This window comes from Mycobacterium sp. C31M, assembly GCF_053345865.1.
The window spans coordinates 14,359-40,195 of record NZ_JBKFAX010000008.1 but is presented as its reverse complement, the minus strand read 5'-3'; the positions used below and the strand labels follow the sequence as shown (position 1 = coordinate 40,195).

Sequence of the window (25,837 nt, the reverse complement as noted above, 5' to 3'; positions counted from 1 at the left end):
CCTAGTTCGAGGCGCCCGCGCCGGTGTAGTCGACCTGCCAGTGCTTGATCCCGTTGAGCCAGCCGGACTTCAGCCGTTCCGGGTCACCGACCGGCGTGATATCGGGCATCACGTCGGCGATGGCGTTGAAGATCAGGTTGATGGTCATCCGGGCCAGGTTGGCCCCGATGCAGAAGTGCGCGCCGGTACCGCCGAAGCCGACATGCGGGTTGGGGTCACGAAGGATGTTGAACTCGTCCGGGTTCTCGAAGACGTCCTCGTCGAAGTTGGCCGACCGGTAGGACAGCACGACCCGCTCGCCCTTCTTGATCTTCACCCCGCCCAGTTCGGTGTCGACCAGCGCGGTGCGCTGAAACGCCGAAACCGGTGTGGCCCAACGCACGATCTCGTCGGCGGCGGTGCTGGGCCGTTCCTTCTTGTACAGCTCCCATTGCTCGGGGTGCTGTGCAAAGGCGATCATGCCGTGCGTGGTGGAGTTGCGGGTGGTCTCGTTACCGGCCACCGCGAGCATGACGACGAAGAAACCGAACTCGTCGTCGGACAGTTTCTCACCGTCGATATCGGCCTCGATCAGCTTGGTGACGATGTCCTCGGTCGGATTCTTCGACCGTTCGGCAGCCATCTGCATCGCATAGCTGATCAGCTCGAACGAGGACATCGCCGGATCGACATCGGCGTATTCGGGATCCTCGCCGGCGGTCATCTCGTTGGACCAGCGGAACAGCTTGTCGCGGTCCTCCTGGGGCACACCGAGCAGACCGGCGATTGCCTGCAGCGGCAGCTCGCTGGCGACCTGCTCGACGAAGTCACCGACACCTTCGGCCGCCGCGGTTTCGGCAATGGCGCGAGCGCGGTTGCGCAGCTCCTCTTCGATGCGCCCCACGGCCCGCGGGGTGAAACCGCGAGAAATGATCTTGCGCAGCCGGGTGTGCTGCGGTGCGTCCATGTTCAGCAGGACGGCCTTCTGCAGGTCGATGGCGTCGCGGGTCATCTCCTGCGGCCAGACCGGGATGGCGCCGTCGGGCGAGCTGCCGAAGACCTCGCTGTTCTTGGAGACCTCTTTGACATCGGCGTGCCGGGTGACGATCCAGTAACCCTTGTCGCCGAAGCCGCCGGTTCCACCCGGCACGTCCACCCAGTGGATAGGCTCCGCCTTACGCAGCTCGGCGAGCTCCTCGACCGGCAGCCGTTCGAGGTTCAGGCTCGCGTCCAGTGGGTCGAAGCCTTCGGGCAGGTTGGGGCTGGCCATGCGGAGATCTCCTTGCTCAACTCGGGACATGTCTCGCTCGACTGGCTGGTGCCGAGACAATTCCTTCTAGTGCCACTTGCGAACCATTGAAACATGCCTTCACCGCAGATAAAAGGCACGGGGGCATCGTCGCTTGTCAGAGTAATGAAACGTGTTCTAGCCTGACAAGCATGGGTAATCCTGTCATCGTCGAAGCCACCCGCAGCCCGATCGGCAAGCGCAACGGCTGGTTGTCCGGCCTACATGCGACCGAGTTGTTGGGCGCCGTGCAGAAGGCTCTGGTCGAGAAGGCCGGCATCGACGCCGGGGACGTCGAGCAGCTCATCGGTGGATGCGTCACCCAGTTCGGCGAGCAGTCCAACAACATCACCCGGGTCGGCTGGCTGACCGCGGGCCTGCCCGAGCATGTCGGGGCCACCACCATCGACTGCCAGTGCGGCAGCGCGCAGCAGGCCAACCATCTGGTCGCCGGTCTGATCGCCGCCGGTGCCATCGATATCGGCATCGCCTGCGGTATCGAGGCGATGAGCCGGGTCGGTCTGGGCGCCAATGCCGGGCCCGACCGCAGCATCATCCGCGCGTCGTCCTGGGATATCGACATGCCCAACCAGTTCGAGGCGGCCGAACGGATCGCCAAACGTCGCGGAATCACCCGCGCGGATCTCGACGCATTTGGCCTGGCCTCGCAGGCCAAGGCCAAGCTGGCCTGGGCCGAGGGCCGCTTCGATCGGGAGATCTCCCCGATCTCGGCGCCGGTGCTCGACGAGAACAAGCGGCCTACCGACGAGTGGGCTCCCGTCACCCGCGATCAAGGCCTGCGCGACACCACCGCCGAAGGCCTGGCATCGCTGAAGCCGGTCATGGAGGGGGCCATCCACACCGCGGGGACGTCGTCGCAGATCTCCGACGGTGCGGCTGCGGTGCTGTGGATGGACGAGGACAAAGCTCGCGCTCTCGGTTTGAAGCCACGCGCCCGCATCGTGGCGCAGGCCAATGTCGGTTCGGAGACCTTCTACCACCTCGATGGCCCGGTGCAGTCGACGGCGAAAGTGCTGGAGAAGGCCGGGATGAAGCTCGGCGATATCGACCTGGTCGAAATCAACGAGGCCTTCGCATCGGTGGTGCTGTCCTGGGCGCAGGTGCACGATGCGAATATGGACAAGGTCAACGTGAACGGCGGCGCCATCGCGCTCGGACATCCCGTCGGTTCCACCGGCGCCCGACTGATCACCACCGCGCTGCACGAACTCGAGCGCACCGACAAGAGCACCGCGCTGATCACCATGTGTGCCGGTGGTGCTCTCAGTACCGGCACCATCATCGAGCGGATCTGACTTGCCTGCGACCGAAGCCGAACGCATCGCGGCCGCACAGGCCTATATCGATGCGTTGGCCAGCCACCGGGCCGACTCCGTGCCGTTCCACCCGGACTGCATCCGCATCGAGATGGGCCTCAAGACCGGGCGGTCCGGAGATCACCTGCGGCGCAGTCTCAACAACGGCCCGCAGTTCAAACTGATCGAGCGATGCACACCGCCGGTGTTCACCGTCGACGGCGACCACATCCGGGCCCAGTTCGATGTGCTGACCAAACCGCGACTGTTCGGGCGGCGGGTGTGTTCGCACGTCGACGAGACCTTCCTGATTCCCGCCTCTGATCCTGGTGGGTCACCCCGGATCCGCCACATCCGGGCCTCCCTCAAGCCGTTCATCAGCCGATAGGGTTCCACCATGGCCGACACCCCGAAACCGCTCAACGCCAAGCAGGTCGAGCGACTCAACGCCGCTTCCACCCGCACCGTCATCAAGTGGATGTCGCGCATCAACACGTGGCTGTTCAAGAAGTCGGGCGGCAAACTCGGCAACAAGTTCCTGCGCGGCGCCGAGGTCGGCATCCTGACCACCACCGGGCGCAAATCCGGTGAACCCCGGGACAGTCCGCTGCTGTTCCTGCAGGAGGGCAAGCGCATCGTGCTGGTCGCCTCGCAGGGCGGCCGAGCCACCAACCCGATGTGGTACCTGAACTTGAAGGCCGACCCGAACATCTCCTTCCAGACCAAGAAGGAGAAGCTCGATCTGGTGGCTCGCGAGGCCACCGACACCGAGCGCGACGAGTACTGGCCCAAGCTGGACGCGATGTACCCGGACTTCGTCAACTACCGGTCCTACACCGATCGCAAGATCCCGATCCTCATCTGCGATCCCGCCTAGTGCCCTGAGCCCCGTACCCGACCGGTTCGCCGGGGCAGGTACACGGATCATGTCAGTGTTCTGCGGATCTTCATCTGCGGTCCGCCCGGGCTGGCTAGGGTGAGCCGATGGTCACGGGGTCGCACCGCCGGTCACTGAAACTCCTGCTCGCGGCGTTGACCGCGGCACTGCTGCTGGTCATCACCGCGCTGCCGGCGGCCGCGCTGACGGTGACGTTCGTCCGGCACGGCGAGTCGACGGCCAATGCGTCGGGGACCATCGACAACTCGATTCCGGGCGCCCACCTCACCCCGCTGGGCCAGACGCAGTCGCAGGCCGTGGCCGCGGCCTTGGTTGCCGACGGCACTCCCTACGACGCCATCTATGCGTCGAACATGGTGCGCACCACCGAAACCGCCGCACCCTTCGCGACCGCCACCGGACTGACACCTGTCGTGTTGCCCGGGTTCCGCGAGATCAACGCGGGTTGGTTCGAGGGCTGGTCGGATTCCGGGCTCGGCGGCATCGGTTATGTGCTCAGCCCTGCCCTGTGGACCCTGGGTGCGCGATCGCTGCCGATTCCCGGTGGTGGTGACGGCAATGCCTTCGATGCACGCGTCGACCAGGCACTGCAGCTCGTCGAGGAGTCCGGCGCCCAGAACCCGGTGGTGTTCTCGCACGCCGCGACCATCATGTTCTGGACGATGATGAACGTCGACAACCCGGATCTCGGGCTGATGTTGTTCAACCGGTTGCACAACACCGATGTCGTGGTCGTCGAGGGCAGCGCCGAGGAGGGCTGGACGCTGAAATCCTGGGCCGGCCGCGAGGTGGGCCCGGCGACGCTTCCGACGAAACTACTCGTCAACTTCCGCGATTTGGTGGTGACGCCGCAGACCGCAGCCTACAACGTGGTGCGGGCATTCCGCAGCGGAGATATCGGCACCATCGCCAAGGCCCTGCGCGACGGTGTCGGCGATGTGCTCAGAGCCCCAGTCGAATTCGTGAGCGCAGTGGTGCGCGACGTCGCCGGTGCCGTGACGGATGCAGTGCGACCGCGGGTCAGTACACCCATCGCACCGGCGTCGGAGATCGCCGCGCGCACGTCTGCGCCCGAGGTGACCGAGACTCCCGAAGTGGCCGAGGCAGCTGAGGTGGCCGAGACCCGCGAGTCCGACGAAGCAGAGCCTGCCACGAAGCGTTCCGCCGATCGGGTACCGCTGTCGGTGCGCAAGGTCCGGACCGCACAGCGGCCCTCGCCGCGGGCCGCACAGGCCGAGGACACCTCAGACGACGACGAAGCCCCGAAGCCGACAACAAAGCCCGCGAAGGACGACAAAGCCACCGGCAAAGACACCGATAACGACACCGGGACAGACACCGACCAAGCCGCCGCCTGACACAGGCAGAATCGGCGCACCTGACCCACCTGCCGCCGTGCCAGACTTGAGCACATGGGTGTGCTCGACGCGTTCCTGTCGACCTGGTCGAACGCGCGCAACACCTTCGGTCAGGGCACACCGCAGAGCGGCGATGGGTTCGACCAGAGCGCGACCCTGGACGGCCTGGCGGCGCAGCTCGAATCCGCGGCCCCCGGCGCGCAGTGGACCGGAACCGCCGCTGCCGCCTATGGCACGGTCAACACCGAGCACCGCCGGGTGATCGGCCAACTGGCCGATCTCGACCGCCGCCTCAGACACCAGATCGACATGTCGGCGCATGTCGTCAGTACCGGCCGGACCGGCCTCGACGAGGTCCGGCGCTGGGTCACCGACGCCGCCGCCTCGGTGCCCGGCAACGCCGCCGGCGAGCGCATGCTGGTGCCGATCGTGCAGAAGGGCATCGGCGAGGTCATGGAAATCGTGAGCCGGTCCAACAGCGAGCTCAACACGATCGGCGCGACCATCCGTCGGCTCGGCGACGAGTATGTCGCCCTGGGCGATCAAAAGTTCGGCGGCGGCGGGCAGCCCGGCGAAACTCCCGCCGATGGCGAGCCGACGGACCCCTACGAACAGGCGCTGCGCGATGCCGGCCTGCTCGACGGGCCGCCACCGGACGGTCTCTACAAGGAGTGGCTGGACAACGCCGAGCGCCAGGGCGTCCCGCCGGAAACCATTGTCGACATCGCCCGCAGGCACAACATCACACCGTCGAGTTTTGCCGTGCTCAAGGACATGCCACGGGTACGTGACCCCGACGGCAAGACCTTTTTCCAGCTTCCGAAGGGCACCTCGGGTGAGGACGCCCGAAAGGCGGTGCTGATGACCTACATCTTCAATGCCGGCACCGATTACGGGGACGGCACCGCGACCGACTTCACCCCCGAGCCGTACTCCGCGGACGAGGTGCAGCGGATCATCGACCGCCAGGACGCCAACTCGTGGACCTATGACGAGGACGTACCGTTCATCCTGAATGCCGACGGCACCCTGATGACGACACCCAACGGCATGTTGATGGGCATGGGCGGCAACTGGGTTCAGGATCAGTTCAGCTGGAAGGGTGGCACCGCATGGGGCGACATCTTCATGGAGAACATCGATCACGGGCACAATCCGACCGAACAGCTGACGCAGATCATCGAATCCGGGAAGTCGTGGAACGTGGGTGACAACGGCGTGCCGAAGGCGGGCTCACTGGATCTGGACCGACTGCTGCACCATGAGGAGATGCATTCGCGGCAATGGGCGGACAAGGGCTACTTCGGCATGTTGTGGGCGGCGATCAGCGATTCCGACGGGATCGAGAAGGAAGCCGGTCTGGGCGATGGGGGTTACAAGTGATGCTCCGCAGTGCGGCCACCCTGGCGGTTGGGCTTGTACTCTCGGGTTGTTCCGTGATCGGCGATGATCCCGAAGACCCCTCGCTGCCACCGGTTTTCGGCGCACGCGTCACCGACGGCCGCCTGCAGCTGTCCACCGGGACGCCATGCCAGAACGTGTCCCGCATCGTCGTGAACTTCAATCCGGGCAGTGCCCGGTTGATTCTCGAACCAGCCCAGGGCGCTTCGGCCGACGTCGAAACACTGACCATCGGCGGGCCGTACCCAGGAATGGAGATCGTCGAGGACCTGCCCGTGGGGTTCGACTGGAAGGCCGAACAGCAGGTGTTGATGACGGTGGACAGTGAACCCGCCGGTGCGGGGGCCACCCCGACGAGCATCGCCGAGCTCACCGCCGGCTCCGGCGACCATCCGGCCGACAGCTACTACTTCGAGGGCGTCGGCTGGCTGGGACCCGCCGAGGTTGCCGAGGGCAACGGAACCTCGCTGCTGACGGTCTGCACCCCCGACCCGGCCGCACCGTGAGTCCGGCCATCGCGCGGGTCGTCGCCGGAATGCTCGGTTCGACGGCCGGGTTCCTGTGGCTACTGTGCATGTATCTGGTTGCGCGGTCCGGGCTTTCGACCGACCCGGCCATCGACCCGCACGGATTCGCGCTGATGTTCGGCACCATCGTCGGGCTGGTGTCGGGACTGTTGTTCGCTCTCGTACTGCCCGCGGCGTTTCCACCCGACCGCCGCCGGCCGGTATCCCGGATCTGTATGGCCGTTGTCGTGGTGGCGACAGCACTGGTCTACGCAGCGCTGTACCTGCGATAGCGGGCGTTTGCCCGACGCCGGTTCGGGGCAACTATGCGGGATGGCCGATGTCTTCCACCGCGTCCGCAACTCCGGATTGCTCGCATGGTCGATGAAGCAGTTCGCCAGGGCACACGTGTGGGTGTACCAGCGCACGGATGGACGTGTCGGCTCGCGGCTGTTGTGGCTGCCTGCGGCGCTGCTCACCAGCACGGGTCGACGCACCGGCCAGCCCCGCGTGACCGCGACACTGTGCCTACGTGACGGCGACCGGGTGGTGCTGCCCGCGTCCTTCGGCGGCCGCGACCACGATCCCGCCTGGTACCTCAACGTCCAGGCCGATCCACGGGTACACGTCCAGTACGGCTCCGACCGACGGGCCATGTCGGCCCGCGACGCGACGCCGGAGGAGCGAAACCGCTACTGGCCGCGCCTGACCCGAATGTATCCGCCCTACCGCGGATATCGGGACGCCGCAGACCGGGTCATCCCACTGGTGGTGTGCGAGCCGATCTGACTCAGCTGCGGGATCCGGTCAGGCCCCGAACACCGGCAGCGCTATCCGTGACTTGGCCAGCAGATCGCTGACCACCGGACCGAGTTCGGCAGGATCCCAGCGCGACCCCTTGTCGATCTCGCCACCGCGGGCCCAGCCCTCGGCGACCCGGATGATGCCACCCTCGACCTCGAACACCTTGCCGGTGACACCACGAGATTCGACGCTGCCCAACCACACCACCAGCGGGGAGACGTTCTCCGGCGCCATGGCGTCGAAATCCGAGTCCTGCGTTGCCATCATGTCCGCGAACACGGTCTCGGTCATCCGGGTGCGCGCCGATGGCGCGATGGCATTGACTGTCACCCCGATGCGACCCATCTCGGCGGCGGCGACCAGGGTCAGCGCGGCGATACCGGCCTTGGCGGCGCTGTAGGTGGCCTGCCCGACACTGCCCTGCAGGCCGGCACCGGAACTGGTGTTGATGATCCGGGCATCCACGGCCTCACCGGCTTTGGACTTCGCGCGCCAGTAGGCTCCGGCGTGCTTCATGGTGGCGAAATGTCCCTTGAGGTGCACGGCGGTGACGGCGTCGAACTCGTCCTCGGTGGCGTTCACGAACATCCGGTCGCGCACGATCCCGGCATTGTTGACCAGCACGTCGAGACCACCGAACGAATCGACGGCCGTCTGGATGAGTCCCTCGGCCTGCCCCCAGTCGGCGACGTTGGCCCCACTTGTGACGGCTTCGCCGCCGGCCGCGGTGATCTCGTCGACCACACCCTGGGCCGCGCTACCACCACCGGCGGGCGAACCGTCGAGGCCGACGCCGATATCGTTGACCACGACCCGCGCGCCTTCCGCGGCGAACGCCAGCGCGTGCGCCCGGCCGATCCCGCCGCCGGCGCCCGTCACGATGACCACCCGGCCGTCAAGCAAACCCATTGCCAATTCTCCTTATTTGTTCGCGCTCGATGCGTCGAGATAGGTCGGCGGCTCGCCGCCACCGTGCACCTGCAGAGTCGCCCCACTGATATAGGAGGCGGCATCAGATGCCAAAAATGCACTGGCCCAGCCGATATCGGCGGGCTTGGCCAGTCGACCCAACGGTACGGTCGCGGCGACTGCGGCCACCGATTCGGCGTCACCGTAGAAAAGTTCGGACTGTTCGGTCTCGACCATGCCGACGACCACCGAGTTCACCCGCACCTTGGGCGCCCATTCGACGGCCAACGTCGTGGTGAGGTTGTCGAGACCGGCCTTGGCCGCGCCGTAGGCCGCGGTACCCGGGGTGGGCCGGTGCCCGCTGACGCTGGAGATGTTCACGATGGCGCCGCCGGAGTCCTGGGTCTGCATGGCCGCATTGGCATGTGTCGATACGGACAGGGCGCCGATGAGGTTGAGTTCGATGATCTTGGTGCTGAACTTGGCCGAGGCGTCGGCAGCCAAGACATACGGCGATCCGCCGGCGTTGTTCACCACCACATCGAGTCGGCCATGCCTGTCGACGATCGCCGCGATGAGCGCGGAAACCGAGTCGTCATCGCGGATATCGCAGGAGTGGAACTCGTACGGCGAACCCTCCACCGGACGGCGCGCACAGGTCACCACCGTGGCGCCCTGAGCTGCGAAAACAGAGCTGATACCGGCACCCACCCCGCGCACACCGCCGGTCACCAGGACCACCCGGCCGCCCAGTTGCAGATTGATTCCAGCCGCATCGCTCACTGTGCTAGCGTACCAAGCAAGTGCTTGCTTAGGTAGCGACCCCATCAGGAAGTGACTCGATGACGATCACCACCACGACAGTCGAACCGGGCATCGTCTCGGTCACCGTCAACTACCCGCCCGTCAACGCCATCCCGTCGGCCGGTTGGTTCGAACTCGGCGACGCCATCACCGCTGCCGGCCGCGACCGCAGCACTCACGTGGTGATCCTGCGAGCCGAGGGCCGCGGTTTCAACGCCGGTGTGGACATCAAGGAAATGCAGAACACCGAGGGCTTCACCGCACTCATCGACGCCAACCGCGGCTGCTACCACGCGTTCCGCGCCGTCTACGAGTGTGAGGTGCCGGTCATCGCGGCGGTCAACGGATTCTGCGTCGGCGGCGGGATCGGCCTGGTCGGCAATGCCGATGTCATCGTCGCCTCCGATGATGCCAAGTTCGGCCTGCCCGAGGTCGAGCGCGGCGCCCTGGGTGCCGCCACCCACCTGTCCCGACTGGTCCCGCAGCACCTGATGCGGCGACTGTTCTTCACCGCCGCCACCGTGCCCGCCGAGACCCTGCACCACTTCGGCTCGGTGCACGAGGTGGTGCCACGCGCCGATCTCGACGAGTCCGCGCTGCGGGTGGCCCGCGATATCGCAGGCAAGGACACCCGGGTGATCCGGGCGGCCAAGGAAGCGCTGAACTTCATCGACGTCCAACCGGTCAATGCCCGGTACCGAATGGAGCAGGGCTTCACCTTCGAGCTCAACCTCGCCGGCGTGTCCGACGAACACCGCGATGCGTTCGCAGGCACCGAGAAGGGGTCCAAATGACAGACAAGAGGACAACGCTGGACGAGGCCGTCGCCCCGATCGAGAGCGGGATGACCATCGGTATCGGCGGTTGGGGTTCGCGGCGTAAGCCGATGGCCTTCGTCCGGGCGCTGCTGCGCACCGATGTCACCGACCTGACCGTGGTCAGCTACGGCGGACCGGATCTGGGTCTGCTCTGTTCGGCGGGCAAGGTCAAGCGCGTCTACTACGGCTTTGTCTCGCTGGATTCCCCGCCGTTCTACGATCCGTGGTTCGCCAAGGCCCGGACCACCGGCGCCATCGAGGCCCGCGAGATGGACGAGGGCATGCTGCGCTGCGGCCTGCAGGCTGCGGCCGGGCGGCTTCCGTTCCTGCCGATCCGCGCCGGGCTGGGCAGCGATGTCCGCACCTTCTGGGGTGACGAACTCAAGACGGTGAAGTCCCCTTACGACGATCAGGAACTCATCGCGATGCCCGCGCTCAACCTGGATGCGGCGTTTGTGCACATGAATCTCGGTGATGCCAAGGGCAACGCCGCCTACACCGGCATCGATCCGTACTTCGACGACCTGTTCCTGATGTCGGCGCAGCAGCGCTTCCTGAGTGTCGAGAAGGTGGTGTCCACCGAGGAACTGGTGAAATCTACCGTCCCGCAACAACAGCTGATCAATCGGATGATGGTGGACACGGTGGTCGAGGCGCCGAACGGCGCACACTTCACCACGAACGAACCCGATTACAAACGTGACGAGAAGTTCCAGCGCCACTATGCCGAGGCCGCCGGATCGGACGAGACCTGGGCCGAGTTCGTGAAGACCTATCTGTCCGGCAGCGAGGCCGATTACCAAGCGGCGGTACGCAAGTTCGCAGAGGAAGGTGCCCAGTGATGTCGGTGACCCGTGCCGAGGTGTGCGCCGTCGCGTGCGCCGAACTGTTCCGCGACGCCGGCGAGATCATGGTGTCGCCGATGACGACGATCGTGCAGATCGGTGCGCGACTGGCCCGCCTCACGTTCTCCCCCGATATCGTGCTGACCGACGGTGAGGCACGCATCATCGCCGATACCCCGGCCATCGGCGCGCCGGCGGCGATCGAGGGCTGGATGCCGTTCAACCGGGTCTTCGAAACGCTGTCCTGGGGCCGTCGCCATGTCGTGATGGGCGCCAACCAGATCGACCGGTACGGCAACCAGAACCTGTCGGCGTTCGGTCCGATCCAGCACCCGACCCGGCAGATGTTCGGCGTGCGCGGCGCGCCCGGCAACTCCATCAACCACCCCACCAGCTACTTCGTCGGCAACCATTCCACGCGGGTGTTCACCGACAAGGTGGACATCGTCTCCGGGATCGGTTGGGACAAGATCGATCCCGCCAATCCCGCCTACCGGTTCGCCGACGTCTACCGCGTGGTGTCCAACCTCGGGGTGTTCGACTTCAACGGCCCCGACCACCAGATGCGGGCGGTATCCCTGCATCCCGGTGTCGAGGCCGACCTGGTCGCCGAGAACACCAGCTTCGAAGTACACGGGCTGGACACCGCCGAGACCACGCGACTGCCGAACGCGGAGGAACAGCGGCTGCTGCGCGAAGTCATCGATCCGAAGTCACTGCGCGACAAAGAAGTCAGGGTATGAGCACCCTCAGGACTCCACTGACCGAACTGGTCGGCATCGAGCACCCCGTCGTGCAGACCGGGATGGGCTGGGTCGCCGGCGCGCGACTGGTCGCTGCGACGTCCAACGCCGGCGGTCTGGGCATCCTGGCCTCGGCGACCATGACACTGGCCGAACTGGCGACGGCGGTCACCAAGGTCAAGGCCGCGACCGACAAACCGTTCGGCATCAACATCCGTGCCGACGCCGGCGACGCGAACGAACGTGTCGACCTCCTGATCCGCGAAGGGGTCAAAGTCGCCTCCTTCGCCCTGGCTCCCAAGCCCGACCTGATCGCCAAGCTCAAAGACGCAGGCGTGGTGGTCATTCCATCGGTCGGACTGGCCAAGCACGCCAAGAAGGTCGCGGGCTGGGGTGCGGATGCGGTGATCGTGCAGGGCGGTGAAGGCGGTGGCCACACCGGCCCGATCGCCACCACGCTGCTGCTGCCCTCGGTGCTCGACGCGGTCGCCGACACCGGGATGCCGGTCATCGCCGCGGGTGGGTTCTTCGACGGCCGGGGTCTGGCCGCGGCCCTGTCCTACGGTGCCGCCGGCGTGGCGATGGGGACCCGCTTCCTGCTCACCTCGGATTCGACGGTGCCCGATGCCGTCAAGCAGCGCTACCTGCAGGCGGCACTGGACGGCACCGTGGTGTCGACCCGCGTCGACGGTATGCCGCACCGCGTTCTGCGCACCGGTCTGGTGGAGAAGCTCGAAAGCGGCTCCCCGGTGCGCGGTTTCGCCGCCGCCGTGGGTAATGCCCAGAAGTTCAAGAAGCTGTCCCAGATGTCGTGGCGCTCGATGGTCAAAGACGGTCTGGCCATGCGGCACGGCAAGGACCTCACCTGGTCGCAGGTCGTGATGGCCGCCAACACCCCGATGCTGCTCAAGGCCGGTTTGGTCGAGGGCAATACCGAGGCCGGTGTGCTGGCATCCGGTCAAGTGGCCGGCGTCCTGCAGGATCTGCCGAGCTGCGCCGAACTGGTCCCGCGGATCGTCGACGAGGCCGTCGCGCATCTGCGTGAAGCGTCGGGTCACATCGCCGACTGACGCTCCCCGACGATGTTCCCGAAATGGCGACAGTAAGGCTTTCGACTCTTCTACGCTCACCCCATGAAGTCCAATGCGGCCATCCTGTGGGAGTACGGCGCCGACTGGACCGTCGAGGAGATCGATCTCGACGGTCCGCAGGAGGGTGAGGTCCTGGTGGCCTTTGAGGCCACCGGGCTGTGCCATTCCGACGAACACGTCCGCACCGGTGATCTGCCGGCACCGCTGCCGCTGATCGGCGGGCACGAGGGGGCCGGCGTGGTACAGGAGGTCGGCCCGGGCGTCCGCGACCTCAAACCCGGCGACCATGTCGTCGCGTCGTTCCTCCCGGCATGCGGCCGCTGCCGGTGGTGCGCCCGCGGCCGGCAGAACCTGTGCGACCAGGGCGCGATGACCATGACCGGTCTGCAACTCGACGGCAGCTACCGCCGTCGCGCGCGTGGCACCGAGGTCGGTGTGATGGCCGGGCTGGGTACCTTCGCCGAGTTGAGCACGGTGTCTGACTCGTCGATGGTCAAGATCGACGACGATATCCCGCTGTCCCGGGCCTGCCTGTTGGGCTGCGGTGTCACCACCGGGTGGGGCTCTGCGGTCAACACCGCCGATGTCCGCCCCGGCGACACCGTCGTGGTGATCGGCTTCGGCGGTATCGGCAGCGGCGCCGTCCAGGGCGCCCGACTGGCCGGTGCCGAACACATCGTCGTCGTCGAAGTGCTGGAGAGCAAACGCGAGACCGCGCTCCGGTTCGGGGCGACCCATTTTGTCGGTACCGTGGCCGAGGCCGTCGAGGTCGTCGGCCAGCTCACCCGCGGCGTGATGGCTGATTCGGCGATCCTGGCCGTGGGGCTGCTGCAGGGATCGATGATCAACCAGGCACTGGACCTCGTCAGCAAGGGCGGGGCGGTGGTGGTCACCGCGATCGCCGCGATGACCGAGCTGACCACGGAGCTGCCGCTGATGTTCTTCACCCTGTTCCAGAAGCGGCTGCTGGGCAGCCTGTACGGCGAAGCCAACCCGCGCAACGATATTCACCGTCTGTTGGACCTGTACCGCGACGGCAAACTCCTGCTCGAAGAGACGGTCACCCACGAGTACAAGCTGGGCGAGGTCAATCAGGGGTACGCGGACATGCGCGACGGCCGCAATGTCCGCGGCGTCATCGTGCACGACCATTGATTTCGCACATTCACCTGACCCAGCTCCCGACCAACTCTTAGGTTGGGGCCATGAAAATGGATGCGGCGGTCCTCTCCGAGATCAACGGCGACTGGAGTATCGAGCAGGTCGACCTCGACCCACCCCAGGAGGGTGAGGTGCTGGTCTCCTTTGAGGCCACCGGCCTGTGCCACTCCGACCACCATCCGCGCACCGGCGATTTCCCGGTGCCGTTCCCGGTCATCGGCGGACACGAGGGCGCAGGCATCGTGCAGGAGGTCGGCCCGGGCGTCCGCGACCTCAAACCCGGCGACCATGTCGTCGCCTCCTTCCTGCCCGCCTGCGGCAAGTGCCGGTGGTGCGCCAGCGGACAGCAGAACCTCTGCGATCTCGGCGCGATGTTGTTGGCGGGCACCCAGTTGGACGGCACCTTCCGCAGACATATCGGCGATCAGGGCATCTACGTGGCCTTGCTGCTGGGAACCTTCGCCCAGTACGGAGTGGTCTCGGACGCCTCACTGGTCAAGATCGACGATGACCTACCACTGAATCGCGCCTGCCTACTGGGCTGCGGTATCACCACCGGATGGGGGTCCGCGGTCAACACCGCCAAGGTCGCCCCCGGTGACACCGTCATCGTGATCGGAGTCGGCGGCGTCGGCGCCGGAGCCATCCAGGGCGCCCGCATCGCCGGGGCCGCCCACATCATCGCCGTCGACCTGGTGGCCGAAAAGCATTTCAAGGCAATCGAACTGGGCGCCACCCATTTTGTCACCTCATTCGAGGAGGCCACCGCACTGGCCGCCGAACTGACCCGAGGGGTGATGGCCGACTCGGCCATCCTGACCGTCGGTCTCGTCGAGGGGCAGATGATCGGGGCGGCCCTGGACATGATCCGCAAGGGCGGCGCGGTGGTGCTCACCGGCATCGCATCGATGACCGATATCACTCCGACGCTACCGATGGCGATGTTCACCCTGTTCCAGAAGCGATTGCTGGGCAGCCTGTACGGCGAGGCCAATCCACGGGCCGACATCCCCAAGCTGCTCAGCCTGTACCGGGACGGGCAGCTGTTGCTCGACCAGTCGGTGACCACCGAGTACAAGCTCGGCGATATCAACATCGCCTTCGACGACATGCTGGCGGGCCGCAACATCCGCGGGGTCATCCTGCACGACCACTGACCCGCCTGCGTCGCAACGTCAACGAAACCTGCGCGACACGGGAAATAAGCACAGGTGTCAGATTCTTACCGCATGTCGGCACCGACCAAGAGCTCGAAGAAGCGCGTGCACCCCGTCGACGAGGTGCTCCCCCTTCCCAAGTTGGCCACCTACGGCTTCCAGCACGTCGTCGCGTTCTACGCCGGCGCGGTGCTGGTACCGATCCTCATCGCCAATGCGATCGGGCTGTCGAGTGAAGAACTGGTCATGCTCATCACGGCGGACCTGTTCACCTGCGGCATCGCCTCGATCATCCAGGCGGTCGGGTTCAAGAACGTCGGTGTGCGACTCCCGCTGCTGCAGGGCGTCACCTTCGCCGGTGTCGCACCGATCATCGCGATCGGCCTGGCCCACGGCGGCGGCACCGAAAGCTTGCTCTACGTCTACGGCGCGGTGATCGTCGCCGGTGTCTTCACCTTCCTGATCGCCCCGGTGTTCGTCCGGCTGCTGAAGTTCTTCCCACCGGTCGTCACCGGCACGCTGATCACCATCATCGGTCTGTGCCTGGTGCCCATCGGCGCGCTCGACGCGGTCACCAATCCCGCGACGCATGAACCCGATCCGACCAACCTGCGCTGGGTGCTCTACGCGCTGGGCACCATCGTGGTGATCGTCGCGATCCAGCGCTTCTTCCGCGGGTTCATGTCCACCATCGCGGTGCTGCTCGGTCTGGTGGCCGGCTGCGCGGTGGCATATGCGCTGGGCGACATGAACTTCGACCGGGTGGGCCAGGCCTCGATGTTCGGCTTCACCCCACCGTTCGCGTTCGGTATGCCCAAGTTCGACATCGTCGCGATCATCACCATGATCATCGTGATGATGATCATCGCGGTGGAATCCACCGGCAGCACCATCGCCACCGGCGAGATCGTCGGCAAGCGGGTCCGGCCGGCCGATATCGGCAACGTCCTGCGCGCCGACGGGGTGGCCACCACAATCGGCGGCATCTTCAACTCGTTCCCCTACACTGCGTTCTCCGAGAACGTCGGCCTGGTGCGCCTCACCGGCATCAAGAGCCGCTGGGTGGTGGCCGCCGCCGGCGTGATCATGATCCTGCTCGGCTTCCTGCCCAAGGTCGCCGCCATCGTCGCGTCCATCCCGAACCCGGTGCTCGGTGGCGCGGCGCTGACCCTGTTCGCCACCGTGGCCGTCGTCGGCATCCAGACCCTGGGCAAGGTCGACTTCACCGACCACCGCAACGTCATCATCGTCACCACCAGCCTGGCGCTGGCCCTGCTGGTCACCTCATACCCGGACATCTCCTCGCAGCTGCCCGCCGGCCTGGACATCCTGTTCGGCAGCGGTATCAGCACCGGGGCTATCACCGCGATCGTGCTGAACATCGTCTTCTTCCACCTCGGCAAGAAGGGCCCGCGCGTCGCGGGCTCGGGTTCGATCACCCTCGACGAGGTCAACACCATGACCCGCGAGCGGTTCACCGAGGTCTTCGGGCATGTGGTGCAGGGGGTCTCGTGGGCCGCCGACCGTGCCTTCGACCAGCGTCCGTTCGCCGATACCACCGCGCTACGCGAGGCATTCCAGGACGCGGTGCTGACCGGCAATTCCGAGCAGCAGACCGAACTACTGGACGCGTTCCACGATCTCGGCGCCGAAGATGAGACCGGGCAGGTGCTCGCGGCCGACCATGTGGCGCTGAGCAACCTGGACGAAGAGGATCATCAGGATGTGGTGAACCTGGCGGCGGCCTACCGCGAACACTTCGGATTCCCGTTGATCATCTGCGCCCGGGAGACCGAGCGTTTCGACCGGGTACTACGCAACGGCTGGTCCCGGATGGACAACTCGGCGGCCACCGAGAAGGCGTATGCCCTGATCGAGGTGGCCAAGATCGCCAACTATCGGTTCACCGATCTGGTCGCCGATGCCAACCCCATTGCGGCGGCCCGGTTCGGCAGGCTCAACGAGCTCTCGTGAAATCGATCGGGCTCAGCAGCTTCAACGCACTCTCCGAACGTCAACGGATGCATCTGCTCTTCGAGGTGTGCTCGTCGACGATCTGGGCACGCCGGGTGGTCGCCGGTTCCCCGTTCCGGGATGCCGACGCGCTCTACGATCGCGCCGACCGGGTGCTCGCCGAACTACCCGACGCCGAGATCGACGCCGCGTTGGACGGCCACCCGCGGATCGGCGCTTCGGTTTCGGCGACCGACAGTCCCTCGTCGGCCCGTGAGCAGGCGCGCGTCGCGTCGGCGGACGATTCGGTGAAGGCCGCACTGGCGGCGAAGAACCGTGAGTACGAGGAGCGGTTCGGTTATGTCTACCTGGTGTGCGCCAGTGGACGGTCGGCCGACGAACTGCTGGCCATCCTGACCGACCGGCTGCACAACGACGCCGAGACCGAGCGTCGGGTGATGCGCAACGAACTGGCCAAGATCAACCGATTACGCCTGGAGCGACTGTTGAGTGAGCCGACGTGACTGTTCGATACAGCACCCTGCTGATGGAGTGGTGGACGCGCAGAAAGACCCGTAGATCCACCGGTCCGGGCGCCGACGTTGGCAGGCTGATGTCATGACACTTTCCACCCATGTCCTCGATGCCTCGACAGGTAAGCCCGCGGTCGGTGTCGTCGTGACCTTGACCGCGGCGGGCACCGTGGTGGCCGACGGCCTGACCGATACCGATGGGCGTATCAGCGGACTCGGCGGCGAGCTGGCCGTCGGGATCTACAAGCTGCACTTCGACACCGGCACCTATTTCGCGGCCGAGGGTGTGAAGGGGTTCTACCCGGAGGTGGTCATCGCCTTCGAGATCACCGAGCTGGCCGGGCACTACCACGTGCCGCTGCTGTTGTCCCCGTACGCCTACTCCACCTACCGAGGGAGCTGAATGTGAAGGTCGTCATCATCGGTGCCGGGATGGGCGGGATGAGCGCGGCAATCGCCCTGCGGCAGATCGGGATCGACACCGCCGTCTACGAGCGGGTCACCGAGAACAAGCCGGTGGGTGCGGCCATCTCGGTGTGGTCCAACGGCGTGAAATGCCTGAATTACCTTGGTCTACAGGAGGAGACTGCGCAGCTGGGCGGCATCGTCGAGACCATGAGTTATGTCGATGCGCACACCGGCGACACCATGTGCCGGTTCTCCATGCAACCGTTGATCGACCAGGTCGGCCAGCGGCCCTACCCGATCGCCCGGGCCGAACTACAGCTGATGCTGATGAAGGCCTACGGCCTCGACAACATCAACTTCGGTATGAAGATGGTCGATGTGTCCGACGGGCCGGAACAAGCCACCGCCACCTTCGCCGACGGGACGACGGTCACCGCCGATGTCATCATCGGCGCCGACGGGGCGAGTTCGATCACCCGCGAGTACGTCCTCGGCGGCCCGGTGACCCGGCGCTACGCCGGCTATGTCAACTTCAACGGCCTGGTGGACACCGACGAGGAGATCGGACCAGCCACCGAATGGACCACCTATGTCGGTGACGGTAAACGGGTTTCGGTGATGCCGGTGGCGGGCGGACGGTTCTATTTCTTCTTCGACGTGGTGGAGCCCGAGGGCCTGCCGTATGAGCGGGGCAGCGCCCGGGAGGTACTGCGCGGGCATTTTCAGGGCTGGGCCCCGGGTGTGCAGAAGCTGATCGACACGCTGGACCCGCAGACCACCAACCGGGTGGAGATCCTGGACCTCGACCCGTTCCACACCTGGGTCAAGGGGCGGGTCGCGGTGCTCGGTGATGCCGCGCACAACACCACCCCGGATATCGGGCAGGGCGGCTGTTCTGCCATGGAAGACGCCATCGCCCTGCAATGGGCGTTCAAGGACAACCCGGATGACGTGCACGCCGCCCTGGCCGCCTATCAGGCCGCCCGCACCGAACGGGCCGGCGATCTCGTGCTGCGGGCCCGCCGACGCTGTGATGTCACCCATGCCAAGGACCCGCAGGCGACCGCCCAGTGGTACGACGAGCTGCGAACCGAGGACGGCACCAACATCATTCGCGGGATCGTCGGCAACATCCTGGGCGGGCCGCTCACCCCGGCGTGATCATCCTGCCCCGGACGTAGACTTGATCGACCGCGTCCTCCCGCATGCCCATCAACAGCGTGAACAGCAGCCGATCGGCATCGTGGGCGCCGATGCGGCCCAACAGCTCCGGTAGCAGCGACTGCCGCTGCGGATCGATCACCACAAAATCGGCCTCCTTACCGACATCGAGATTCCCGATCCGGTCGTCGAGATCCAGCGCCCGCGCCCCGGCAAGCGTCGCGGTGAACAGCAGATCCGCCGGAGGGATCGAAAGTGCCTCGGCCCCAGGTTCACTGATGTGCACCTTGAAACAGTCGTTGAGCACCCGCGGTATCAACCATTCGTCGCCGGCGGACACATCGGTACCCAGTGCCACGTTCACACCGCCAGCGGTGGTGCGCCGCCACGGCATGGTGCCCGAACCGAGAAACAGCTGCGAGGTCGGACAGTGCGCGATGGAACTGCCCGTCTCGGCCAGCCGGCCCAGTTCGTGGTCGGTGCAGTGCACGGCGTGGGCGAACACACTGCGCGGGCCCAGCAGTGACAGACCGCCGCCGGCGAAGCGTCCGTCGTAGGTGTCCAGATAGTGCTCGACACCGTAACTGCCACGCACTGCGTCGATCTCGCTGAGATTCTCCGAGAGGTGGGTGTGGAAGTAGACACCTCGTTGACGCACCGACTCGTAGAGCTCCCCCAGTGCACCCAGGGTTTTCTCGGTGACCGACAGCGCGAACCGGGGCACCACGGCCACGCCGATGAGGCCGTCCCCGGCACCATGCCAGCGGTCGATCTCGCTGTGCGTCAGCGCTATTGCTGTGTCTTCTCCGGTGAGCAGCGGAGCCGCGGCATCAGGTCCCACCGTCTGGATGCCGCGGCCGGACACGGTACGCAGCCCGATTCGTCCGGACTCCGCGAACAGCGCGTCCTGAGCGTGTGGGAATGCCGAACCGAACACCAACGCCGTCGTGGTCCCCACCGCGGCCCGGCGCCGGCAGAAGTCCCTGGCCACCCCGCGGGCGTAGTCGGGGTCGGCCAGCATCGCCTCGGCGGGAAAGATGCAGCGTTGCAACCAGTCCAGCAGCTGGCCGCCACCATAGGAGTCGACGCAGTGGGTCTGTGGAAAGTGGATGTGGGTGTCGATGAATCCCGGCAGCAGAAAGCCCGGCCGGCAGTCCACCACCTCGGCTGCGGCGAACCGCTCGGGCACCTGCCGATACTCTCCGCTGTAGCCGATGGTCCCGGATTCGTCCACCACGAGCGCACCGTCGGGCACATTCACCAGGTGCGCACCGACATCGGCCAGACGCGGCGATCCGGCGATGTGGATCAGATGACCGCGGTAGACACGCATCCTCCGATTCTCACAGCGTCCTCGCCGCCGCGCAGTCCGACATTTCGACCTGCGCCCGCACGCAGGCGAGACTACGGTCGATAGATGGACCTCAACACTGTCGAGGCGGTACACATACCGACCCGCCGCGACGAGGTGTGGCCGCTGGGGCCGGCCGACGCCGTCCTGGCCGGTGGGACCTGGCTGTTCTCCGAACCGCAGCCCGAGGTTTCACGCCTGGTGGACATCACCCGACTGGGCTGGCCGCCGATCACCCTGACCGATCACGGCATCGAACTTGCCGCCACCTGCACACTCGCCGAACTGGCGCAGTTGTCAACAACTTTGCGTTCGGTGTGGGCCGCCGCACCGTTGTTCCGGCAATGCTGTGGCGCGCTCCTGGCGTCGTTCAAGATCTGGGGTACCGCGACCGTCGGTGGCAACATCTGCCTGGCCTTTCCCGCCGGGGCGATGATCTCGTTGGCCGCCGCGCTGGACGGGACGGTCACGGTGTGGCGGGCCGACGGTTCGGACTATGTGCTGCCCATCACCGAGTTCGTCACCGGTGAGGCCCGCAACGCGCTGGCCCCTGGGGACGTCCTGCGCTCGGTGTGGCTGCCGGCCGCCGCGCTGCGCTGCCGCACCGCGTTCCGCAAGCTGGCACCGTCCCCACTGGGCCGCTCCGGGGTCGTCGTGATCGGTCGCCGCGACGCCGACGGACGGTTCGTGCTGTCGGTGACGGCCGCGACGGTGCGTCCGTACGTGTTCGGCTTTCCGACACTGCCGTCCGCGCACGAGCTGCACTCGGCACTGGACGCGATCCCCGAATCGGCGATCACCCGCGACGCCCATGGTGACCCCGACTGGCGCCGGGCGGTGACCCATACCCTTGCCGAGCAGATTCGCGGTGAGCTGACGTGAGGCTGTCCGTCAACGGCGCCGACTACACCAAGGACCCCCGTCCCGGGCAGTGTCTGCGCACCTATCTGCGCGACCACGGCCACTTCGAGGTCAAGAAGGGTTGTGACGCCGGCGACTGCGGCGCCTGCTCGGTCCTGCTGGACGGCGCCGCCGTGCATTCGTGTGTGTTCCCGGCCTTCCGCGCCGACGGTCGGTCGGTCACGACCGTCGCCGGATTGGGCACGCCTGCGGACCTGCACCCGGTACAACGGCGTTTTGTCGAGGCCGCCGGATTCCAGTGCGGGTTTTGCACAGCGGGAATGGTCACCACCGCCGCGTCGTTGACGCCGGACCAACTGGACGATCTGCCCCAGCAGCTCAAGGGCAACCTGTGCCGGTGTACCGGCTACCGCGCCATCACCGACGCGATCGCCGGACGGGTCAACACCGACAAATCGGCCGGTGACGATGTGGGCCGCTCGATCGGCGCTCCCGCCGGGGTGCGGGTGGTGACGGGCACCGAGGAATACACGATGGACGACGCGCCTGCCGGGCTGTTGCACATGGCGGTGCTACCCAGCCCACTGCCGCACGCCCGCATCCGGTCGATCGATACCACTGCGGCCGAATCGATCCCGGGTGTGCACCTGGTGCTGACGTACCGGGACAGCCCGGCCGTGCGGTTCTCCACCGCCCGCCACGAACTGCGCGACGACGACCCCGATGACACTGTGATCCTCGACGAAACCGTGCGGTTCGTCGGTCAACGTGTCGCCGCGGTGGTCGCCGACAGTCTGGGAGTCGCCGAGCGGGCCTGCCGGGCAATCGTCGTCGATTACGTGGCGCTGCCCGCGGTGTTCGATCCGGATGCAGCACGCCAACCCGGCGCCCCGTTGCTGCACCCGGAGAAGGGACCGGAGTCGCGGATCGCCGATCCGTCCAGCAATCTGGTGGCCGAACTGCACGGCGAGGTCGGCGATGTGGCCGCTGCGGTGGCGGCCACGGAATCCACTGGGGGCAAGGTGATTCGGGGCCGGTGGCAGACCCAGCGCGTGCAACATGCCCATCTGGAGACACACGGGTGCACCGGCTGGCGTGATGAGACGGACCGACTGGTGATCCGCACCAGCTCGCAGGTCCCGTTCCTGGTGCGCGACGAACTGTGCCACATCTTCGGCCTGGATCCCGACGCGGTGCGGGTGTTCACCCGCCGTGTCGGCGGCGGTTTCGGCGGTAAGCAGGAGATGCTGGCCGAGGATCTGGTGGCGCTGGCGGTGCTGCGACTCGGCGTCCCGGTCCGCTTCGAGTTCAGTCGGACCGACGAATTCACCGTCGCCCCCTGCCGACACCCGTTCCGGGTCGACGTGACGGTGGCCGCCGGACCGGACGGCATCCTCACCGCGCTGGCCGTCGACGCCCTGCTCGATGCAGGTGCCTACGGCAACCACAGCCCCGGTGTGATGTTCCACGGGTGCGGCGAATCCGTTGCGGTGTACCGCAGCCCGAACAAGCGGGTCGACGCTCAGGCCGTCTACACAAACAATCTGCCGTCCGGCGCGTTCCGCGGCTACGGGTTGGGCCAGATCATGTTCGCCGTCGAATCGGCCATGGACGATCTGGCGGCCCGACTGGGGATCGATCCGTTCGAGTTCCGTCGTCGCAATGTCATCGTGCCGGGCGAGAAGTTCGTGGATTCCCATGTGCTCGACGATGATCTGACCTTCGGCAGCTACGGACTCGACCAATGCCTGGATCTCGCCGAGACCGCATTGCGGTCGGGCAACGGGGTGGCCGCCCCCGAGGGCTGGGCGGTCGGCGAAGGGATGGCGGTGGCGATGATCGCGACCATTCCGCCACGTGGCCACTTCGCCGAGGCAGCCGTGTCCGTCGACGCCGACGGTGTGTACACCCTCGATGTCGGCACAACGGAGTTCGGCAACGGCACCACCACGGTGCACACCCAGCTGGCGGCCACCGAACTCAACACAGTGCCCGAACGGATCCTGATACGCCAATCCGACACCACCACAGCGGGTTACGACACCGGCGCCTTTGGCTCCGCCGGTACCGTGGTCGCCGGTCGGGCCACTCTGCTGGCCAGCCGGAACCTGCGCACGGCGCTGACGACGGCGGCCGCCGAGCTGACCGGTACGTCACCGTCGCTGTGTGTGTTGGGCCGCAACGGCGTGTTATGCGGTGAGCAGCTGGTGGATTTCGGATCACTGCCGACCCCGATGCGCGGCACTGCCAAGCATGATGGCACGCCGCGGTCGGTGGCGTTCAACGTGCACGCTTTCCGGGTGGCAGTCGACACCGAAACCGGTGAGGTCCGGATTCTGCAGTCGGTGCAGGCCGCCGATGCCGGTGTGGTGATGAATCCGCAGCAGTGTCGCGGCCAGGTGGAGGGCGGTGTCGCCCAGGCCATCGGGTCGGCGCTGTTCGAGGAGCTCCAGATCGGCCCGGACGGCGCCGTCGCCACCAAAACGCTACGCAATTACCACATTCCGCAGCTTGCGGATGTCCCGGTCACCGAGGTGTACTTCGCCGACACCTACGACGAACTGGGACCACTGGGCGCCAAATCGATGAGCGAGTCACCGTACAACCCGGTCGCCCCGGCGCTGGCGAATGCGATCGCACGGGCGACCGGGGCACGGGTGCATCAGCTCCCCATGACCCCGGCCAGGGTGTGGCGCGCGTTGAACTCCGCGAAAACCTAGAGCCGTTCGATGATGGTGACGTTGGCCGTACCGCCACCTTCACACATCGTCTGCAGGCCGTAGCGGCCGCCGGTGCGCTCCAGGTTGTTCAGCATGGTCGCGAACAGCTTGGCCCCGGTCGCGCCTAGCGGGTGGCCGAGTGCGATGGCGCCGCCGCTGGGATTGACCTTGGCGGGGTCGGCGCCGGTCTCCTTGAGCCAGGCCTGTACGACGGGAGCGAACGCCTCGTTGATCTCGACGGTGTCGATGTCCTCGATGGACAGCCCGGTCTTCTGCAGCGCGTAGTGGGTGGCCGGGATGGGTCCGGTCAGCATGTACACCGGGTCGGCGCCGCGGGCACTGATGTGGTGGATGCGGGCGCGCGGCTTCAGTCCGTGCGTCTTGACCGCGTCCTCGGAGGCCAGCAGCACCGCGCTGGCGCCATCGGCGATCTGACTGGCCATCGCCGCGGTCAGGCGCCCGCCCTCGACGAGGGTCTTGAGGCCGGCCATCTTCTCCAGAGTGGTCTCGCGCGGGCCCTCGTCGGTGAGGAACCCGGCTCCATCGATCTGGACGGGGATGATCTCGTTCTCGAAATAGCCTGCCCGGATGGCCTCCTGGGCGCGCTGGTGGCTGGTGAGCGCGAACTGCTCCATGTCCTCGCGGGACAGGCCCCACTTCTCGGCGATCAGTTCCGAACCGCGGAACTGGGAGATCTCCTGGTCGCCGTAGCGGTGCAACCAACCCTTGGACTCATTGGTGGGCGAGGTATGGCCGAACTCCTTGCCGACGATCATCGCCGAGCTGATCGGGATCTGGCTCATGTTCTGCATGCCGCCGGCCACGATCAGGTCGGCGGTGCCGGACAGGATGGCCTGCGCGCCGAACGAGATGGCCTGCTGGCTGGATCCGCACTGGCGGTCGACGGTCACACCGGGAATCTCTTCGGGGAATCCGGCGGCCAGCCAGGACAGCCGGGCGATGTTGCCGGCCTGCCCACCGACGGCGTCGACACAGCCGGCGATCACATCGTCGACGGCGCTGGGGTCGACGTCGTTGCGGTCGAACAGTCCGCGCCAGGCGGCCGCGCCGAGGTCGACCGGATGCACCCCGGCCAGCGATCCGTTGCGCTTGCCGATCGCGGTGCGGACGGCATCGATGACGTACGCCTCAGCCATTACGGGGTCTCCTTCTCGTTGGTGATGCCACCGAGCACGATGGCGAGATATTGGGCGCCAACCTGTTCGGCGCTGAGCGGACCGCCGGGCTGGTACCAGCGCACCGAGACCCAGGTGGTGTCGCGGATGAACCGGTAGACCAGGTCGACGTCCAGATCGGGCCGGAACGTCCCGTCGGCGATGCCCTGCTGCAGCAGGTCCAGCCACATCTTGCGCTGCTCGCGGTTGCGTTCGTCGACGAACCCGAACTGGGACAGCGCGGAGAGCCGCTTGGCCTCATCCTGATAGATGACGACCTGGGCATGCCGGTGCTCGATCGCCTCGAAGGAAGCCATGAACAGGCCTTTGAGCCGGTCCAGCGGGGTGGCCTCGTCGGCCAGCACCTGCTGGTAGCGCTCGAAGAGCCAATTAAGGAAGTCCCGCAGAATCTCCGAGACCATTTCTTCCTTGGATCTGAAATGGTGGTACAGGCTGCCGGACAGGATGCCCGCCGAGTCGGCGATGTCCCGGACCGTGGTGGCCTTGAGGCCGCGCTCGGCGAACATCATCGCGGCGAGCTGCAGGAGCTCGTCACGGCGGCTGGCCGGCTGCGTCATTCGGACAGCGTACCAACCA

At 66.4% G+C, this 25,837-nt stretch carries 26 protein-coding genes; 20 read left to right on the top strand and 6 right to left on the bottom strand.

Annotated features, from left to right (window positions below):
* Window position 1: 1 nt before the first annotated feature.
* Entirely contained in the window at window positions 2-1,249 is a 1,248-nt protein-coding gene (locus ACLBYA_RS13630) for a cytochrome P450 (protein ID WP_447709951.1), read from the bottom strand.
* 170 nt (window positions 1,250-1,419) lie between these two features.
* Between ACLBYA_RS13630 and ACLBYA_RS13625 the strand changes: the two genes are divergently transcribed.
* From ACLBYA_RS13625 to ACLBYA_RS13590, 8 genes are all read left to right on the top strand, one after another.
* Complete coding sequence (locus ACLBYA_RS13625) at window positions 1,420-2,583, top strand: steroid 3-ketoacyl-CoA thiolase (RefSeq protein WP_447709950.1); 1,164 nt, start codon at window positions 1,420-1,422, stop codon at window positions 2,581-2,583.
* A gap of 1 nt (window position 2,584) precedes the next feature.
* A complete protein-coding gene (locus ACLBYA_RS13620) occupies window positions 2,585-2,971 on the top strand; it encodes a hypothetical protein (protein WP_447709949.1) in 387 nt (128 codons plus the stop codon).
* Between the two features lie 9 nt (window positions 2,972-2,980).
* On the top strand, window positions 2,981-3,460 hold the full coding sequence (locus ACLBYA_RS13615; RefSeq protein ID WP_447709948.1) for a nitroreductase family deazaflavin-dependent oxidoreductase: 480 nt from the start codon (window positions 2,981-2,983) through the stop codon (window positions 3,458-3,460).
* A 107-nt stretch (window positions 3,461-3,567) separates the two neighbouring features.
* Window positions 3,568-4,839, top strand: a complete 1,272-nt coding sequence (locus ACLBYA_RS13610) for a histidine phosphatase family protein (RefSeq protein ID WP_447709947.1) — start codon at window positions 3,568-3,570, stop codon at window positions 4,837-4,839.
* Between the two features lie 54 nt (window positions 4,840-4,893).
* The gene (locus ACLBYA_RS13605) at window positions 4,894-6,222 is read left to right on the top strand and encodes an EspA/EspE family type VII secretion system effector (RefSeq protein ID WP_447709946.1); all 1,329 of its coding nucleotides are present in this window, start codon (window positions 4,894-4,896) and stop codon (window positions 6,220-6,222) included.
* 53 nt (window positions 6,223-6,275) lie between these two features.
* Entirely contained in the window at window positions 6,276-6,746 is a 471-nt protein-coding gene (locus ACLBYA_RS13600; protein ID WP_447709945.1) for a hypothetical protein, read from the top strand.
* Window positions 6,743-7,039 (top strand): hypothetical protein, encoded by a 297-nt coding sequence (locus tag ACLBYA_RS13595; RefSeq protein ID WP_447709944.1) that lies wholly within the window; start codon window positions 6,743-6,745, stop codon window positions 7,037-7,039. The genes ACLBYA_RS13600 and ACLBYA_RS13595 overlap by 4 nt, the downstream gene beginning before the upstream one ends.
* Window positions 7,040-7,079: 40 nt before the next feature.
* Window positions 7,080-7,535, top strand: a complete 456-nt coding sequence (locus ACLBYA_RS13590; RefSeq protein WP_447709943.1) for a nitroreductase family deazaflavin-dependent oxidoreductase — start codon at window positions 7,080-7,082, stop codon at window positions 7,533-7,535.
* A gap of 18 nt (window positions 7,536-7,553) precedes the next feature.
* Here ACLBYA_RS13590 and ACLBYA_RS13585 read toward each other — a convergent pair whose 3' ends face one another.
* Entirely contained in the window at window positions 7,554-8,459 is a 906-nt protein-coding gene (locus ACLBYA_RS13585) for an SDR family oxidoreductase (RefSeq protein ID WP_447709942.1), read from the bottom strand.
* Window positions 8,460-8,471: 12 nt separating this feature from the next.
* A complete protein-coding gene (locus ACLBYA_RS13580) occupies window positions 8,472-9,242 on the bottom strand; it encodes an SDR family oxidoreductase (RefSeq protein WP_447709941.1) in 771 nt (256 codons plus the stop codon).
* Window positions 9,243-9,301: 59 nt separating this feature from the next.
* Between ACLBYA_RS13580 and echA20 the strand changes: the two genes are divergently transcribed.
* The 10 genes from echA20 (at window position 9,302) to hpxO (ending at window position 19,133) form a co-directional block, all read left to right on the top strand.
* A complete protein-coding gene (gene echA20 / locus ACLBYA_RS13575; RefSeq protein ID WP_447709940.1) occupies window positions 9,302-10,057 on the top strand; it encodes a (7aS)-7a-methyl-1,5-dioxo-2,3,5,6,7,7a-hexahydro-1H-indene-carboxyl-CoA hydrolase in 756 nt (251 codons plus the stop codon).
* Entirely contained in the window at window positions 10,054-10,923 is an 870-nt protein-coding gene (gene ipdA, locus ACLBYA_RS13570; protein ID WP_447709939.1) for a cholesterol ring-cleaving hydrolase subunit IpdA, read from the top strand. Before echA20 ends, ipdA begins: the two co-directional genes overlap by 4 nt.
* Window positions 10,923-11,669, top strand: a complete 747-nt coding sequence (ipdB, locus tag ACLBYA_RS13565) for a cholesterol ring-cleaving hydrolase subunit IpdB (protein WP_447709938.1) — start codon at window positions 10,923-10,925, stop codon at window positions 11,667-11,669. Before ipdA ends, ipdB begins: the two co-directional genes overlap by 1 nt.
* Entirely contained in the window at window positions 11,666-12,739 is a 1,074-nt protein-coding gene (gene ipdC, locus ACLBYA_RS13560; protein WP_447709937.1) for a (3aS,4S,5R,7aS)-5-hydroxy-7a-methyl-1-oxo-octahydro-1H-indene-4-carboxyl-CoA dehydrogenase, read from the top strand. The genes ipdB and ipdC overlap by 4 nt, the downstream gene beginning before the upstream one ends.
* 63 nt (window positions 12,740-12,802) lie before the next feature.
* Window positions 12,803-13,915, top strand: coding sequence for an NDMA-dependent alcohol dehydrogenase (locus ACLBYA_RS13555; protein ID WP_447709936.1), 1,113 nt, complete (start codon window positions 12,803-12,805; stop codon window positions 13,913-13,915).
* Window positions 13,916-13,965: 50 nt separating this feature from the next.
* Window positions 13,966-15,078 (top strand): NDMA-dependent alcohol dehydrogenase, encoded by a 1,113-nt coding sequence (locus ACLBYA_RS13550; protein WP_447709935.1) that lies wholly within the window; start codon window positions 13,966-13,968, stop codon window positions 15,076-15,078.
* Window positions 15,079-15,150: 72 nt separating this feature from the next.
* Entirely contained in the window at window positions 15,151-17,052 is a 1,902-nt protein-coding gene (locus tag ACLBYA_RS13545) for a solute carrier family 23 protein (RefSeq protein WP_447709934.1), read from the top strand.
* Window positions 17,049-17,555 carry a 2-oxo-4-hydroxy-4-carboxy-5-ureidoimidazoline decarboxylase gene (gene uraD, locus ACLBYA_RS13540; protein ID WP_447709933.1) on the top strand — a complete coding sequence of 169 codons (507 nt, stop codon included), beginning with the start codon at window positions 17,049-17,051 and terminating at the stop codon, window positions 17,553-17,555. The genes ACLBYA_RS13545 and uraD overlap by 4 nt, the downstream gene beginning before the upstream one ends.
* Window positions 17,556-17,649: 94 nt before the next feature.
* Entirely contained in the window at window positions 17,650-17,967 is a 318-nt protein-coding gene (gene uraH, locus ACLBYA_RS13535; protein WP_447709932.1) for a hydroxyisourate hydrolase, read from the top strand.
* 2 nt (window positions 17,968-17,969) lie between these two features.
* Entirely contained in the window at window positions 17,970-19,133 is a 1,164-nt protein-coding gene (gene hpxO, locus ACLBYA_RS13530; protein WP_447709931.1) for an FAD-dependent urate hydroxylase HpxO, read from the top strand.
* On the opposite strand, the gene ACLBYA_RS13525 is transcribed toward hpxO, so the two are convergent.
* Window positions 19,120-20,466 (bottom strand): guanine deaminase, encoded by a 1,347-nt coding sequence (locus ACLBYA_RS13525; protein WP_447709930.1) that lies wholly within the window; start codon window positions 20,464-20,466, stop codon window positions 19,120-19,122. The genes hpxO and ACLBYA_RS13525 overlap by 14 nt on opposite strands.
* An 84-nt stretch (window positions 20,467-20,550) precedes the next feature.
* Here ACLBYA_RS13525 and ACLBYA_RS13520 point away from each other — a divergent pair, with 84 nt between their 5' ends.
* Together ACLBYA_RS13520 and ACLBYA_RS13515 are read left to right on the top strand one after the other, a co-directional pair.
* Complete coding sequence (locus ACLBYA_RS13520; RefSeq protein WP_447709929.1) at window positions 20,551-21,366, top strand: FAD binding domain-containing protein; 816 nt, start codon at window positions 20,551-20,553, stop codon at window positions 21,364-21,366.
* The gene (locus tag ACLBYA_RS13515; RefSeq protein ID WP_447709928.1) at window positions 21,363-24,065 is read left to right on the top strand and encodes a molybdopterin-dependent oxidoreductase; all 2,703 of its coding nucleotides are present in this window, start codon (window positions 21,363-21,365) and stop codon (window positions 24,063-24,065) included. The genes ACLBYA_RS13520 and ACLBYA_RS13515 overlap by 4 nt, the downstream gene beginning before the upstream one ends.
* On the opposite strand, the gene fadA6 is transcribed toward ACLBYA_RS13515, so the two are convergent.
* Together fadA6 and kstR2 are read right to left on the bottom strand one after the other, a co-directional pair.
* The gene (gene fadA6, locus ACLBYA_RS13510) at window positions 24,062-25,222 is read right to left on the bottom strand and encodes a steroid 3-ketoacyl-CoA thiolase FadA6 (protein ID WP_447709927.1); all 1,161 of its coding nucleotides are present in this window, start codon (window positions 25,220-25,222) and stop codon (window positions 24,062-24,064) included. The genes ACLBYA_RS13515 and fadA6 overlap by 4 nt on opposite strands.
* Entirely contained in the window at window positions 25,222-25,818 is a 597-nt protein-coding gene (gene kstR2 / locus ACLBYA_RS13505) for a TetR family transcriptional regulator KstR2 (protein WP_447709926.1), read from the bottom strand. The genes fadA6 and kstR2 overlap by 1 nt, the downstream gene beginning before the upstream one ends.
* Window positions 25,819-25,837 lie beyond the last annotated feature (19 nt).